Genomic DNA, 14,962 nt, shown 5'->3' on the forward strand with positions numbered 1-14,962 from the left:
AAATAATTTCGCAGTTGTTTGGGGATTTGTTTTTTATTTTATAAAATACTATATTTGCATATCTGAAAGGAAGGGGGCTCGTATTGCCCCCTTTTTTTAATACAATTAATTTAGCATTCTAGGCAGTAGAACAATGCAAGATGTAGAAAAAAGAGTCATTGAACTCATAGAAGAAAAAATAGCAGATCGCGAGGATTTGTTTATTGTTAGTGTAAAGATGCGCCCAAATAAGATTTTGGAAATTCTCCTGGATGGGGACAACGGGGTTAATATTGATGACTGTGCACAGGTGAGCCGTCATGTTGGTTTTCATTTAGAGGAAGAAAATGTCATCGATAATGCTTATCGTCTGGAGGTTTCGTCTCCGGGCATAGATTCTAATTTTGTCAATAACCGGCAGTACCAAAAAAATATAGGCCGTACCGTGCAGATTAAACTGGACGATAACACTAAAATTGAAGGAACTTTATTGGCTGTTGACGAGACAAAGGTCAGCATTCTTCAAAAAGTAAAAGAAAAAGGTAAAAAAGCGCAAGAGGTGGAAAAAGAACTTCCTTTTGATCAAATAAAAGCAACAAAAGTGGTAATTTCATTTTAAAAATAATGAGTAACAGCAACATCAATCTGATAGACTCTTTTCAGGAGTTTAAAGAGTTTAAGAATATCGACAGACCTACGGTCATTACAGTATTGGAAGAGGTTTTTCGTAGTATGATCCGTCGTCGTTTCGGTACGGATGAAAATGTGGATGTTATCGTAAATCCAGATAACGGAGATTTGGAGATTTGGAGAACGCGTGTCGTTGTTGAAGATGAATTTTCTGAGGATGATGATCTTGAAATCGAGTTGGCAGAAGCGAGAAAACACGATGAGGATCTGGAAGTAGGCGATGATTTTATCGAGCAGATCACTTTGGAAAGCTTTGGACGCCGTGCTATTTTGGCGGCCCGTCAAACGCTTGTTTCTAAAGTATTGGAACTTGAGAAAGATGAAGTCTTCAAGAAATATAAAGATAGAGAAGGGGAGTTGGTTATTGGTGAGGTTTATCAGATCTGGAAAAAAGAGATCCTGGTATTGGATGAGGATGGTAATGAATTGATCTTACCTAAGTCGGAACAGATCCCTGCTGATTATTTCAAAAAAGGGGATGGTATCCGTGCAGTAGTCCATAAAGTGGATATGATGAACAACAATCCGAAAATCATTATTTCCCGTACGGCACCTGCGTTTCTACAACGTTTATTTGAACTTGAGGTTCCTGAGATCTTTGATGGTCTGATTACCATCAAGAAAATTGTCCGTGAACCAGGGGAACGTGCTAAAGTGGCTGTAGAGTCTTACGACGATCGTATTGATCCAGTTGGAGCATGTGTGGGTATGAAAGGATCACGTATTCATGGTATCGTTCGCGAATTGCGTAATGAGAACATTGATGTGATTAATTTCACGACAAACCATTCCTTATACATTGCCCGTGCACTGAGCCCTGCCCGGATCAGCTCAATTAAGATCGATGAAGAAAATAAAACTGCTGCTGTATACTTAAAATCGGATCAGGTATCCCTGGCAATCGGACGTGGTGGACACAACATTAAACTGGCTGGTAAGCTGACCGGTTACGAGATCGATGTTTACCGTGAGAATGATGAATTTGATGAGGATGTGGATATCGAGGAATTCAGCGACGAAATTGAGAGCTGGGTTATCGACGAGTTGAAACGCGTTGGTTTAGACTCTGCAAAATCTGTTTTATCACTCAGTGAGGAAGAGCTCGTTAGACGTACCGATTTGGAAGAAGATACCATTCGTGATATCGTACGTATATTGCAGGCTGAATTTGAATAAAATTCAGCTTGTTAATTTTTTTCCATCTAACATTCGGAATAAATTGTTTATGGATGGAAAAAAACATATTTTTGTAATTATATTAAAATAGTTTATATTATAGATGACTGAAGGAAAAGGAACAAACTTGCTTAAAGCAGCAAAGGAACTCAACATCGGGATACATACCGCCGTGGAATGTTTAGTGAAAAAAGGATATGATGTAGAAGCAAAGCCTAACACTAAATTGAGCGGAGAGATGTATGGTGTGCTGTTAAAAGAGTTTCAGGGAGACAAATCACTGAAAGATGAAGCTAAACAAATTGTTATTGGCAAAATTCGTCGTGAGGAGTCGCCGTCCACTTCTCCTAAAGAATCGTCTAGAAATGAGGATTTTGAAGAACATGAGGAACCAAAAGAAATCTTGGTTAAGAATACCGTAGAAATCCCATCTGTCAAAGAAGTCACTCCTGCCAAGCCTGAGGAACCTGTTCATCAAGGTGGTATGAAAGTGGTTGGCAAAATTGATCTTGATGCCCTGAATAGAGGTGGTAACAAGCCTAAAAAAGAGGAGCCTTCAAAGGAGGAACCTAAAGTTACGCATGACACACCTGTAGAGACTAAGGTCGTAGAGAAAGTAGTAGAGCAGAAAGAAGCTGAAGTCAAAGAGCCTGTTATCGAAGCAAAAAAAGAAGAACCAAAGGTTGTTGAGCAAAAAACCGAAGTCGTTGCACCTAAGGTAGAAGCTCCCAAACCTGAAGTAGATAAAACTGAAGTAAAAGCAACTCCGGTTGTAGAGACAAAAACCGAACCTGTGAAGGTAGAAGAAAAGAAAAAAGACGAAACAGCACCTAAAGCTGCTGTACCAGTAACTCCAAAAGTGGAGCCTGTGAAAAAAGAAGGCGATGATATTATTTCTGCACGTGCAGAAAGATTGACTGGTCCAAAAGTAATTGGTAAGATTGAATTACCATCTGCTAGACCTTCCCACAAACCTGTGGCATCCTCTTCAAATGCTGGAAACAACAATGAGAAACGTAAGCGTAAGCGCACGAATCCAAATGGTCCAGTAAATCCGAATGCGGGACAAGGTCAGGGGCACAACAATCAGAACCGTGGTCCTCGTGATGGAAATAACAACCACAATCGTGACCAACAAGGTAACCGAGCTGGTAATCCAGGGAACAACAATAATCCGAACAATCGTCCGGGACAAAACAATCAGCATCCAGGTAGACCAGGGCAGGGTGGGAACAACCAGCACCAAGGTAGACCGGGACAAGGTGGTGCAAGACCACAACATGGTCGTTTTGACAATAGAGGAAAAGGAAGACCTGTTGAAAATAAGGAGGAACCTTCCGAAAAGGAAATCCAAGATCAAATCAAAGCGACACTTGCCCGTTTAAGCGGTGCGGGTAAATCTGGTAAATTTGCTCAACGTGCGAAATTAAGACGCCAGAAACGTGATGATGTTGCACAACATGCAGAAGAAGCTGCAATGGAGCAAGAATTGATGGCGAAGGTATTGCGCGTCACTGAATTTGTTACGGCGAATGAGCTGGCAAATTTGATGGACGTTCAGGTCACGCAGATCATTGCTACTTGTATGAGTTTAGGAATGTTTGTGTCAATCAACCAACGTCTGGATGCAGAGACTTTGACTATTGTGGCAGACGAATTTGGCTATCAGGTTGAATTTATTAAACCTGAAGATGAGGAAACTGCGGAACTGGAAGAACCGGATACTGAGGCGAATCTAGTGCCTAGAGCTCCGATCGTAACGGTAATGGGACACGTTGACCACGGTAAGACATCTTTGTTGGATTATATCCGTAAAGCAAATGTGACTTCAGGTGAGGCTGGTGGTATCACACAACATATCGGTGCTTATGCGGTGAAGTTAGATGACAATCGTAAGATCACATTTTTAGATACACCGGGTCACGAAGCCTTTACGGCAATGCGTGCACGTGGTGCAAAAGTAACAGATATCGTTATTATCGTTATTGCGGCGGACGACGCAGTCATGCCACAAACGAAAGAAGCAATCAATCACGCTCAAGCCGCAGGTGTACCGATTGTTTTTGCCTTTACGAAGGTGGACAAACCGGGAGCGAATCCGGACCGTATCCGTGAGCAGCTTTCTGCAATGAATATCCTGGTTGAAGATTGGGGTGGTAAATTCCAAGCGCAAGAGATCTCCGCAAAAACCGGAGAAAATGTTGATCTTCTTTTAGAAAAAGTTCTTTTGGAAGCTGAAATGTTGGATTTGAAAGCTGATCCGAAAAAACGTGCAGTCGGTTCGGTGATCGAAGCAGCCTTGGACAAAGGCCGTGGTATCGTGACTACAGTATTGATCCAAGGTGGTACACTTCGTGTCGGAGATCCGATTTTGGCGGGCTCACACTCTGGTAAGGTAAAAGCCTTAACCAATGAAAGAGGTGAACGTGTTAAAGAAGCAGGCCCTTCAGTGCCGGTACAGATATTAGGTATGGCCGGAGCGCCTACAGCAGGGGATAAGCTTTATGTTCTTGAAAGTGAATCTGAGGCTAGAACGGTAGCAAACAAACGTCTTCAGTTACAACGTGAACAAGGCATGCGTGCAACGAAACATATTACTTTGGATGAGATCGGTCGTCGTTTGGCTATCGGTAACTTTAAGGAACTTAATATTATCGTAAAAGGTGACGTGGACGGTTCGATTGAGGCATTATCGGATTCATTATTGAAATTGTCAACGGATGAGATCCAGGTAAATATTATCCATAAATCGGTGGGTGCGATCTCCGAATCAGATGTATTATTGGCATCTGCTTCTGATGCGATCATTATCGGTTTCCAAGTACGTCCAACACAAAATGCACGTAAATTGGCGGAGAATGAGCAAATCGACGTTCGTTTATATTCTATCATCTATGATGCAATCGAAGAGATCAAATCTGCGATGGAAGGTATGTTGGCTCCGAAATTTGAAGAGAAAATTGTTGCTGAGGTTGAAATCAGAGAAACATTTAAAATCTCTAAAGTGGGTACCATTGCCGGATGTATGGTTAGAGAAGGTAAAATCAATAGAAATAATGATATCCGCATAATCAGAGACGGTGTCGTTATCCATACAGGTCGATTGGCATCTCTGAAACGTTTTAAAGACGACGTGAAAGAGGTTGCACAAGGTTATGAGTGCGGTTTGAATATTGACCGTTTCAACGACATTCAGGTCGGGGATATTGTGGAAGCCTACGAACAAGTAGAAGTAAAACGTAAATTGTAATACTCCGATTTACGACAGCATAAAAAAAGCGTTGATTTTTGTCAACGCTTTTTTTGTTTCTAACGCTCGTACAGTTCTATCGGAAGCTGATCGGGATCGGTAAAGAAAGTGAACCTTTTTTGTGTTAGTTCGTCAATTCTTATTCCTTCATGCGTAATGCCTGCCTGCTCTAATTTAAGTATTTCTGCGTTCAGGTTATCGACCTCAAAAGCGAGATGCCTTAAACCAGCCGCTTCGGGAAAACTAGGCCTGGCCGGAGGATTGGGGAAGGAAAAGAGTTCGATGATGTAGGTATCGTTAAGTTTTAAATCCAGTTTATAGGAATCGCGTTCTACCCGATAATGCTCCTGCCAAATTTCCAGTCCCAGGACTTCGGTATAAAATTTTTTTGACCGCTGATAATCCCTGCATATAATGGCAATATGGTGTATTTTGTTTAAGCTTAATTTCATCTTATTTTGCTCTTTCGTACTGTTTTGGCCAAGGGATATCTACGGATAATTCTTTGGCAAAGTGCAATGGAAGATGCGGGTCATCCAAAAAGCCCCTTGCGATCATAATGAGATCGGCTTGGCCATGAGCGACAATATCGGCGGCTTGAGCCGCTGTTTTAATGAGTCCAACAGTAGCAGTTTTACTTCCGGTTTTTTCTTTGATCGCCTGTGCAAATGGAAGCTGATAGGCAGGGCCAAGATCAATTTTTTGATGGGAAACCGCTCCGCCACTCGATACATCGATGATATCGACTCCTTGCTCGGTCAGAACCTGAGACAAGGCTATGGATTGATCCAGATCCCAGCCATCCGGCGCCCAATCTGTGGCAGAAATACGTACCCATAAGCTTTGCGTCGATATTTCCTGTTTTACCCGTTTGATGATTTCCAGCAGGAAGCGTATTCTATTTTCAAAAGTACCACCAAATCTGTCGGTTCGTATATTGCTCAGGGGGGAGAGAAACTGGTGAATAAGATAGCCATGGGCAGCGTGAAGCTCGATGATTTCGTAACCAGCTTGAATGGCTCTTTTGGTTGCCTGACCAAACTGTTCGATCAGCTGCTCGATTTCAGTTGTTTTAAGCTCCTGAGGGACGTAATCTCCAGAATGGAAAGTCAGTGCAGACGGAGCGACTGTTTGCCATCCTAGCGGATCTGATGGGGCAAATTGACCACGGCCAAGCCAGGGCTTGTTGCTGCTGGCTTTACGGCCTGCATGCGCGATTTGAATACCGGGTACAGCGCCATTTGCTTTGATAAAAGCTGTTATCTCTTTTAATTTGTCAATATGCCTGTCATCCCATATCCCGAGGTCTCCGTAACTGATTCGACCTTCGGGTGTCACGGCGGTTGCTTCCTGGATGACTGCCGCAGCACCGCCGATTGCAAATTGGCCAAGATGAACAAGATGCCAGTTGTTTGCAAAGCCTTCTTCAGCTGAATATTGGCACATCGGGGAAACGACTAAACGATTTTTCAGGTTTAAAGAACCGATGTCTATGGCAGAGAATAGTTGACTCATCATGTTTTGTTTATTCGTCTTTTTGTTTCTTATGGATTTGTGGACCATAAAGAGGCTGATTTTAACATTGCTCTTCGTGGTAATTTTAAATTTGCGATAATTAACTCCGCAAAATCTTCCGGTTGCAATACCTTTTCAGGGTCTCCATCCGTGAGGCCAAGATCCTTCGACATATCTGAAGCGATGGTACTCGGCATCAGGGTGCATACCCGGATGTTGTTTTTACGTACTTCACGCATCAAGGAATCAGCAAATCCAATAACGCCAAATTTTGAAGCGCTATAGGCCGATGTGGTAGCCGCGCCATTCAGTCCAGCGGTAGAAGACACCATCACTATGTCGCCTTGATTTTTTTCAATAAGTTGTGGCAGGATAGCTTTTGTAACAAAATAGGTCCCCAGCAGATTAACATTGATAATTGCCGTCCAGTCATTAACGTCCATATCCATCACCGAAGAAAAGGAAGATATACCCGCATTGTTGATTAAAATATCAAAATAGCCAAAGGTATCATTGAGATTTTTAACTTCCTGTTGCACGGCAGTGTTGTCAGCCACGTCAAATACTGCGTAGGTAACCTCGGTCCCTAATTCCGCCAGTTCGGCAACGGTCTGTTTCAATGCAGTTTCGTTTCTGCCTGTAATCGCTACGTGGACCCCTTCCTTAGCCAATGCTATGGCAATGGCCTTGCCCAATCCTTTGGCCCCACCTGTAACTAAAGCCCTTTTTCCTGTTATATTTTCCATACGATAAAAATAAGAATGATCTGCCGGATTACTGTCAGATGAACCTCAAAAGACAGCCTATTTAAGCTTTTTGATGAGGTTTTCGATAATGGGGTAGGTATTGGCCCGCACTTCATCAAATTGGTCCACGTGACGCCATTCTGCTTTTGTAATATCTTCGGCTGTTTGAGGGATCAATTTCGGAACTTTATTAACGCCCATTTCATACCAGTTTGTTGCCTTTAATACAAACTCGCCATTGCGTAAATAGTAGGTATGGTATGATGTGGTAATCTTCTTGCCTAAATAATTTATTTTAATACCACATTCTTCTTCTACTTCACGTACGGCGGCTTCTTTCATCTTTTCATTATCTTCAACCTTGCCTTTGGGGAGATCCCATTTGCCCAAGCGGTAAATAAAAAGATAATCTCCATCACCATTTTTGACCAGTCCGCCAGCTGCTTTGATGATTTTAAGCTTGCTTTTTAAATTTTGAAATACGGTCTCGAAATCCTTGTTGACGTAGAGATAGGTCTTTGGAGCTTTATCAATTTCAGATTGTTTGAAAAGTTTTTGAAGTTCAATGTCTTGAATACTAATTGTTTGCGTGTTTTCGGTTTTCGAAGGAACAAAATCTGCTAAAATTAGCACGGTTTCGTTCATATAAATTTTATAAATTTGCGCCATGAATAATTTAAATGAGGTTGAACAAAAAGTTGCTGAATCCTTATTGCAAATTAAAGCAATAAAATTGCAACCTAAAAGTCCTTTTACTTGGGCGTCGGGTTGGAAGTCTCCAATTTACTGTGATAACCGTATCACTTTATCTCATCCAGCAATACGTACGTATATTCGTCAGAAGCTTTCTAAGCTTATTCAAGAAGAGTTTGGATCAGTAGATATGATTTCTGGAGTTGCTACGGCAGGTATTTCACAGGGAGTGCTGGTAGCGCAGGATTTAGGCCTACCGTTTTCTTATGTTAGAAGCTCAGCGAAAGATCATGGCCGTCAAAATATGATTGAAGGCGAAGTTGTTAGTGGTCAACGCGTCGTTGTGGTTGAAGATTTAATTTCAACAGGTAAAAGTAGCCTGATCGCTGTTAAAGCATTGCGCGAAGCAGGTTGCAATGTTGTTGGATTGGTTTCCATATTTACGTATGGGTTGCAACAGGCGACAGATAATTTTGCAGATGCAAAATGTCCTTATTTCAGTCTATGTAACTACGACGCACTAATTCAGGTCGCAGCCGAAAATAGCTACGTATTGGAAGAGGATGTTGAAATTTTGAAAAAGTGGCGATTGAACCCTGCGGGATGGGGTGAAAACTTTCAATAAAGATCAATAATTTACCGTTATGACTACCATTCAGAATACCACAGAAATCAACAGGAATGTAGGCGAAGTATTTGCTTTTTTGACTGATCTCAATAATCACGAACAGTTAATGCCTGAAAATATTTATAATTGGTCTTCAACAGCAGACGAAGCCCGATTTACCATTCAAAATATGGCGAAATTGGCATTAAAAGTTGAAGAACGGGTAGTCAATCAATTGATTAAGCTCATCCCTTCCGAAAAGGCACCATTTGAGGTTACCTTACGCTGGGAACTGCAGGCCATATCAGATACGGTGACCAAAGCGACTTTTGTGATTGATGCCGATTTAAATATGATGATGAAAATGATCGCTACAGGTCCGCTTCAAAAGCTGATCGATTTTCAGGTAAACAAACTGAAAGCAGTGCTGGGATAGTAAGTCTTGTGACGGATTATAACATAAAAAAAGCTCGATCGTTAGATCGAGCTTTTTTTATGTTATGCTATTCGCTCATTTACTTTTTTCCAGTTGACGACGTTCCACCAATTTTTGATATAGTCGGCTCTTTTGTTTTGATAATGCAGGTAATAAGCATGCTCCCAAACGTCGAGACCCAACACTGGGATACCTTTTACTTCCGCAACATCCATTAATGGATTGTCCTGATTTGGCGTAGACGTTATTTTCAAGTTTCCTGAATCGTCGAGGATCAACCATGCCCATCCCGAACCAAAACGCGTGGTTGCTGCTGCGGCAAATTGCTCTTTGAATTTGTCGATTGAACCGAAGGTCTTGTTGATCATGGTCAACAGTTTTTCCGAAGGCTGGCTTGCTTTGTCGGAGAGGCTTTCCCAAAAGAAATTGTGATTCCAGGCACCACCTGCATTATTTCTGGCTTTCGCGGAATATTTGGATATATTAGCTAAAAGCTGCTCTTCTGAAGTTTCTTTGATGGATTCGGCAACAATGGCCTCGTTGACGGCATTAATATAGGCCATATGGTGCTTTGTATAATGGATTTCCATCGTCAGGGCATCAATATTGGGCTCCAATGCGGCATAACTGAAAGGTAACTTGATTTGGGAAAACTTTAAAGTAGCGGCATTTAATTCAGTTTCTTTCGCGGAAGCAATATCTTGTAATATTGATCCAGATACAGCAATACCCAATGTGGCTTTTGCTGCATTTTGAAGGAAGTTTCTGCGTGTTTGCATATAATCTTATTATGATTAGTTTTGATATAAATATAACGTGAAATTCTACAATTATTGTACGAGAATTGTCTGTCAATTGTAATACAACAAAATTGTTATATAGTGCATCTTAAAAAGCCACTTTCGAATCCGGTTTTTTCATTTGTGTAAGCCAAAATTCGACAGTATATTTGGCCTATGTACGCATTACGAATAGCAAAGATAATTCCTCAGCCCAATAATAATATTACTTTTCAGCTGGAATCTCCTGATGGCGACTATCCTCCTTATAAAGCTGGTCAATTTATTACGCTTTCCTTTTTATTTGGTGATCGGGAGGTGCGTCGTTCTTATTCTTTTAATAGTTCCCCGGATTATAAAGAGCCGTTAAGCATCACGGTAAAACGTGTGGAAAATGGCGAAATTTCGAGGTTGCTTCATCACACTGTTGCCGAAGGGGATATCGTTCAGGCCATGGAGCCGCAGGGGTTATTTACCTATGAGCCCGAACAATATAAAATAAGGACTTTATTTCTTTTTGCTGCCGGTATTGGTATAACACCTTTGTATTCGATTCTTAAAACGGCACTCCTTGTTGAAGAGAAGTCTAAGGTCGTGTTGGTGTACAGTAATCGATCTGCTGATCAGACACCCTTTCGGGAGGAATTGGAGGAATGGGCCAAGCGGTTCCCGGATCGTCTAACGATTGTCTGGATTTATTCCAACAGTAAATATCTGATGAAAGCACGGCTGAACAGAGATTATATTCTTTCCATTGTCAGGGATCATCTCATGGGTCCAAAAGAGGATGCACTATGCTATACCTGTGGGCCGGTGATTTATATGGATTTATGTCGTTTCACACTTTTGGGAATGGGCTTTGATGCTAATCAGATCAAAAGAGAAACGTTCCTATTGCCCGAAAATGAGGAAGATGATGATGACGAATCTGAAAGGGTTGTCGATATGACCTCCTATCGGATCAAATTACGTTTTCAAGGTGAAACCTACGATCTGGAGATTCCCTTCAATAAATCTATTTTGGATGTAGGACTTGAACATAAAATAAAACTGCCTTATTCCTGTAAGTCTGGTATGTGCAGTACCTGTATTGCACAATGTTCCAAAGGAAAAGTGAGAATGGATTACAACGAAGTGCTAACAGACCGTGAAATGGAGAATGGACGAATCTTGCTGTGTACCGGTCACCCGCTTGTGGACGGAACCGAGATCGAGGTGCTTTAAAGGGGGATCTTTACCTCGTTTATTTGATGAACTGCGGGTATTTCAGAATAATATTTCAATAAAGTAATTGATGTTGTCTATTTGTTCTGTTTGAGTCCAAATAAAATTGCATTTCAAAGCAAATTTAGCTAAGTTTGGATATAACCGTTTTTTATATCCAACTATTATGGGAAAATTACTCTGGAGCCCGACAGAAGAGCAGCAATCTCAATCGGAGATCAATAGATTCAAACAGTATGTCGAACAGCGATATCAATTATCCTTTGCGTCTTATCACGAGCTCTGGGGATGGTCAACAGCACATATATTAACCCGCCCCGCGGGCAGCGCTAGTTTTATCGGAACGAAATGGTTCAGTGGAGCGACGTTAAACTACGCAGAGCATGTGTTTCGCCGTGAAACGGGTACAGATACCAACACATTTGCCCATTCCTATGGGTTCCTTCATCGTTAATTTTACCACCATTACGCTACATGCATACGACGGTGGAGATGGTGAGCAAAGGGGATGTGGCTAATGTTATTCAGTTGATTTAGGAAATCCTATTAATGATAAAACCAAACATCAGTTTGAGATACTTTTAACCAAATAACGCTAATAATGATAGATAAAACAGTAAAAAATGTACAAGAAGCCTGCGATGGCATCGAAGACGGAATGACCATAATGTTAGGTGGCTTCGGGCTTTGTGGCATTCCCGAAAATTCTATTGCCGAGCTGGTAAAAAAAGAAGTGAAAGATTTAACCTGTATTTCTAATAATGCGGGTGTGGATAATTTTGGTTTAGGCTTACTTTTACAAAAAAAGCAAATCAAAAAAATGATTTCATCTTACGTTGGCGAAAACGCCGAATTCGAAAGGCAGCTTCTAAGCGGAGAATTGGAAGTAGAACTAATCCCGCAAGGGACTTTGGCGACACGTTGTATGGCTGCGGGGTACGGGATGCCTGCCATTTATACGCCAGCAGGCGTTGGGACCGAAATAGGTGAGGGCAAGGAAGTGAGAAACTTTAAAGGCAAAGATTATCTTTTGGAATATGCTTTCGATGCCGATTTTGCTATTGTTAAAGCGTGGAAAGGCGACAAAGCAGGCAATCTTATCTTTCGTTCTACAGCTAGAAACTTTAATCCTGTAATGGCTATGGCTGGTAAAATAACCATTGCCGAAGTTGAAGAATTGGTAGAGATTGGCGAACTAAATCCAGACGAAATTCATACTCCAGGAATTTATGTTCACAGAATTTTTCAGGGAGAACATTACGAAAAGAGAATCGAGCAAAGAACCGTAAGACCTAAAAACTAAATTATGGCACTATCTAAAGAACAAATTGCACAACGTATTGCAAAAGAAATTAAAAATAATAGTTACGTTAACCTAGGTATAGGAATTCCAACTTTGGTAGCTAATTACATTCCAGAAGGCGTTAATGTGGTTTTGCAATCCGAGAATGGACTTCTGGGGATGGGGCCTTTTCCTTTTGAAGGCAGTGAAGATCCAGATTTGATTAATGCGGGCAAGCAAACCATTACCACATTGCCAGGTTCGGCAGTTTTCGATTCAGCGCTAAGTTTTGGGATGATTAGAGCCCAAAAAGTAGATTTAACCATTTTAGGTGCTATGGAAGTTTCCGAAAACGGTGATATCGCTAATTGGAAGATCCCGGGAAAAATGGTAAAAGGAATGGGTGGTGCGATGGATCTTGTCGCCTCTGCCAAAAATATTATCGTTGCCATGCAACAAGTTAATAAAAGTGGTGAAAGCAAACTTCTCCCCGAATGTACACTTCCATTAACAGGCGTAAAGTGCATAAAAAAAATTGTCACTGAATTAGGCGTTTACGAAATTCTACCAGAGGGAGGTTTCCAGCTTTTAGAAAGAGCTCCAGGTGTCAGTGTTGATGAAATAAGAACTGCAACCGCTGGAAAATTAATTGCCGATGAAAATATACCCGAAATGGTTTTTTAAGTAAAAAAATGCTACAATTAAATGGATTTGGAGCACAGTAAAACAAAGTGGGGGCGCTGATTTTGAAATCATCAGTAAAATATGGCGAAGATATAAACAATAAAAGGTTTGTGAAACCCTTTAAATAAAGCCCCCCTGTATCGAATGATATAGGAGGGCTATTAATTACTAGGGCAGCTATTATCTTCTGCACGTTTTTTGTATTATAGTTATACCTGAATTACACCGACGTTATACCGCTCGACTATAGGTTTTTCATTAGCGGCTTCTATGCCCATGCTGATTACCTTTCGGGTTTCCTGCGGTGCGATAATGCCGTCCACCCAGAGCCTGGCAGCAGCATAATAGGGACTTAATTGTTCATTATATCGGTCTTCGATAGACTTGAGAAGGCTGTTTTTTTCTTCTTCATTGATTTCTTTCCCTTTGGCTTTTAATGCTGATTCCTGAATTTGAAATAACGTTTTACCAGCTGCAGCACCGCTCATGACGGCCATTTGGGCCGTTGGCCAGGCGTAGATCAAGCGTGGATCATAGGCCTTCCCGCACATGGCATAATTTCCTGCGCCATAGCTATTGCCTACGATGAAAGTAAATTTAGGGACAACGGAATTTGCCATCGCGTTGACCATTTTAGCACCATCTTTAATGATTCCGCCTTGCTCGGACCGACTGCCGACCATAAATCCAGTGACATCCTGAAAGAAGACAAGGGGTATATTTTGCTGGTTGCAGTTCATAATAAAGCGTGCAGCTTTGTCTGCTGAGTCACTATAAATAACACCACCCATTTGCATTTCTATTGCATTACCGGGTTTCTTAGCTTTGGTAATCTCCCGTTGGTTGGCGACAATACCTACTGCCCAGCCATCTACACGTGCAAGCGCACAGACAATTGTTTTACCATAATCGGGTTTATACTCCTCCAGTGTGTCCGCATCAACAATTGCCTCGAGAATATCTTGCATCCGATAGGGTTTGGTGCGGTCCTCCGGAAGAATTTCTATTATTTTTTCGGGATCTGTTTTTGGCGGAAGGCTTTCCTTTCGGTTGAAGTTCGCTTTTGCATGACCACCGATTTTATCAATAACATTTTTAATGGCTGTAAGACAACTCTGGTCGTCGGGGAACTTATTATCTGTAACACCCGATATTTCAGAATGTGTGGAAGCTCCACCCAGCGTTTCTGCATCTACGGTTTCACCGATAGCCGATTTAACCAGATAAGGGCCGGCTAAGAAGACCGATCCAGTACCTTCGACGATGAAAGCGTAGTCCGACATGATGGGTAAATAGGCTCCTCCAGCGACGCAGCTACCCATAATCGCGGCAATCTGCGGAATGCCCATCGAGGACATACGCGCATTATTGCGAAATATCCGCCCAAAGTGTTCTTTGTCAGGGAAAATTTCATCTTGCATCGGAAGGAAGACACCTGCGGAATCCACGAGATAGATAATCGGAAGATTATTTTCCATGGCGATTTCCTGTGCGCGCAGATTTTTCTTGGCTGAAATGGGAAACCAAGCTCCGGCTTTGACGGTCGCATCGTTTGAGACGATAACACAAAGTTTGGATTTAACGTAGCCTATCACGGCGGCACAGCCTGCATTGGTACATCCGCCATGCTCAACATACATACCTTCTCCTGCAAACATGCCAATCTCAAGATACTCGCGGTCAGCATCCAGTAAGTACGTTATTCTTTCCCAAGCCGACAGTTTACCTTTTTCTTTTAGTTTTTTGATTTTATCGATGCCACCACCGAGCTTTAGATTTTCTCTTTTTTGGTGAAGTAATGCGAGCAGCTCCTTCATAGTTTATAATTCTGGTTTAAAAAGCGATATAATTAAGAATTTCTTATTTTTAGATAAATTTAAAATAAAATTTTAGAATATTTG

At 41.6% G+C, this 14,962-nt stretch carries 14 protein-coding genes and 1 pseudogene; 9 read left to right on the plus strand and 6 right to left on the minus strand.

Going from position 1 to position 14,962, the window contains the following annotated elements; translation table 11 throughout:
* Positions 1–133: 133 nt before the first annotated feature.
* The 3 genes from rimP to infB all read left to right on the plus strand — a co-directional run bounded on the left by rimP (position 134) and on the right by infB (position 5,095).
* Positions 134–598 (plus strand): ribosome assembly cofactor RimP, encoded by a 465-nt coding sequence (rimP, locus tag B4G94_RS17630; RefSeq protein WP_108632311.1) that lies wholly within the window; start codon positions 134–136, stop codon positions 596–598.
* A gap of 5 nt (positions 599–603) precedes the next feature.
* Entirely contained in the window at positions 604–1,845 is a 1,242-nt protein-coding gene (nusA, locus tag B4G94_RS17635; protein WP_104382659.1) for a transcription termination factor NusA, read from the plus strand.
* 103 nt (positions 1,846–1,948) lie between these two features.
* Positions 1,949–5,095 (plus strand): translation initiation factor IF-2, encoded by a 3,147-nt coding sequence (infB, locus tag B4G94_RS17640; protein ID WP_108632310.1) that lies wholly within the window; start codon positions 1,949–1,951, stop codon positions 5,093–5,095.
* Between the two features lie 59 nt (positions 5,096–5,154).
* Here infB and B4G94_RS17645 read toward each other — a convergent pair whose 3' ends face one another.
* The 4 genes from B4G94_RS17645 to B4G94_RS17660 are packed head-to-tail and all read right to left on the minus strand — an operon-like array spanning position 5,155 to position 8,001.
* Positions 5,155–5,547: a VOC family protein gene (locus B4G94_RS17645; RefSeq protein ID WP_286860534.1), complete on the minus strand. Its 393-nt coding sequence runs from the start codon at positions 5,545–5,547 to the stop codon at positions 5,155–5,157.
* Between the two features lies 1 nt (position 5,548).
* The gene (locus B4G94_RS17650; RefSeq protein ID WP_286860536.1) at positions 5,549–6,613 is read right to left on the minus strand and encodes an NADH:flavin oxidoreductase/NADH oxidase; all 1,065 of its coding nucleotides are present in this window, start codon (positions 6,611–6,613) and stop codon (positions 5,549–5,551) included.
* Between the two features lie 26 nt (positions 6,614–6,639).
* Positions 6,640–7,356: a 3-ketoacyl-ACP reductase gene (locus tag B4G94_RS17655; protein WP_108632308.1), complete on the minus strand. Its 717-nt coding sequence runs from the start codon at positions 7,354–7,356 to the stop codon at positions 6,640–6,642.
* Positions 7,357–7,413: 57 nt separating this feature from the next.
* Positions 7,414–8,001, minus strand: coding sequence for an NUDIX domain-containing protein (locus tag B4G94_RS17660; RefSeq protein WP_241254968.1), 588 nt, complete (start codon positions 7,999–8,001; stop codon positions 7,414–7,416).
* 22 nt (positions 8,002–8,023) lie between these two features.
* Here B4G94_RS17660 and pyrE point away from each other — a divergent pair, with 22 nt between their 5' ends.
* Together pyrE and B4G94_RS17670 are read left to right on the plus strand one after the other, a co-directional pair.
* A complete protein-coding gene (gene pyrE / locus B4G94_RS17665; protein WP_286860539.1) occupies positions 8,024–8,674 on the plus strand; it encodes an orotate phosphoribosyltransferase in 651 nt (216 codons plus the stop codon).
* Between the two features lie 19 nt (positions 8,675–8,693).
* Positions 8,694–9,092: an SRPBCC family protein gene (locus B4G94_RS17670; RefSeq protein ID WP_108632306.1), complete on the plus strand. Its 399-nt coding sequence runs from the start codon at positions 8,694–8,696 to the stop codon at positions 9,090–9,092.
* A gap of 62 nt (positions 9,093–9,154) precedes the next feature.
* On the opposite strand, the gene B4G94_RS17675 is transcribed toward B4G94_RS17670, so the two are convergent.
* Positions 9,155–9,871 carry a superoxide dismutase gene (locus tag B4G94_RS17675; protein ID WP_165306299.1) on the minus strand — a complete coding sequence of 239 codons (717 nt, stop codon included), beginning with the start codon at positions 9,869–9,871 and terminating at the stop codon, positions 9,155–9,157.
* A 177-nt stretch (positions 9,872–10,048) separates the two neighbouring features.
* On the opposite strand from B4G94_RS17675, the gene B4G94_RS17680 reads away from it, so the two are divergent.
* The 4 genes and pseudogenes from B4G94_RS17680 (at position 10,049) to B4G94_RS17695 (ending at position 13,061) form a co-directional block, all read left to right on the plus strand.
* Positions 10,049–11,095: a ferredoxin--NADP reductase gene (locus B4G94_RS17680; protein WP_286860544.1), complete on the plus strand. Its 1,047-nt coding sequence runs from the start codon at positions 10,049–10,051 to the stop codon at positions 11,093–11,095.
* Between the two features lie 394 nt (positions 11,096–11,489).
* A pseudogene (locus B4G94_RS17685) lies at positions 11,490–11,632 on the plus strand (M42 family peptidase); the annotation flags it as partial.
* Between the two features lie 64 nt (positions 11,633–11,696).
* Positions 11,697–12,398: a CoA transferase subunit A gene (locus tag B4G94_RS17690; protein WP_108632303.1), complete on the plus strand. Its 702-nt coding sequence runs from the start codon at positions 11,697–11,699 to the stop codon at positions 12,396–12,398.
* Between the two features lie 3 nt (positions 12,399–12,401).
* On the plus strand, positions 12,402–13,061 hold the full coding sequence (locus B4G94_RS17695; RefSeq protein ID WP_108632302.1) for a 3-oxoacid CoA-transferase subunit B: 660 nt from the start codon (positions 12,402–12,404) through the stop codon (positions 13,059–13,061).
* 209 nt (positions 13,062–13,270) lie between these two features.
* Here the strand turns inward: B4G94_RS17695 and B4G94_RS17700 are convergent, their stop codons facing one another.
* Positions 13,271–14,878, minus strand: a complete 1,608-nt coding sequence (locus B4G94_RS17700; RefSeq protein WP_286860547.1) for an acyl-CoA carboxylase subunit beta — start codon at positions 14,876–14,878, stop codon at positions 13,271–13,273.
* Positions 14,879–14,962 lie beyond the last annotated feature (84 nt).

It is taken from the genome of Sphingobacterium sp. UBA7625, assembly GCF_002484085.1.
In the GTDB taxonomy this organism is placed as follows: Bacteria; Bacteroidota; Bacteroidia; order Sphingobacteriales; family Sphingobacteriaceae; genus Sphingobacterium; species Sphingobacterium athyrii.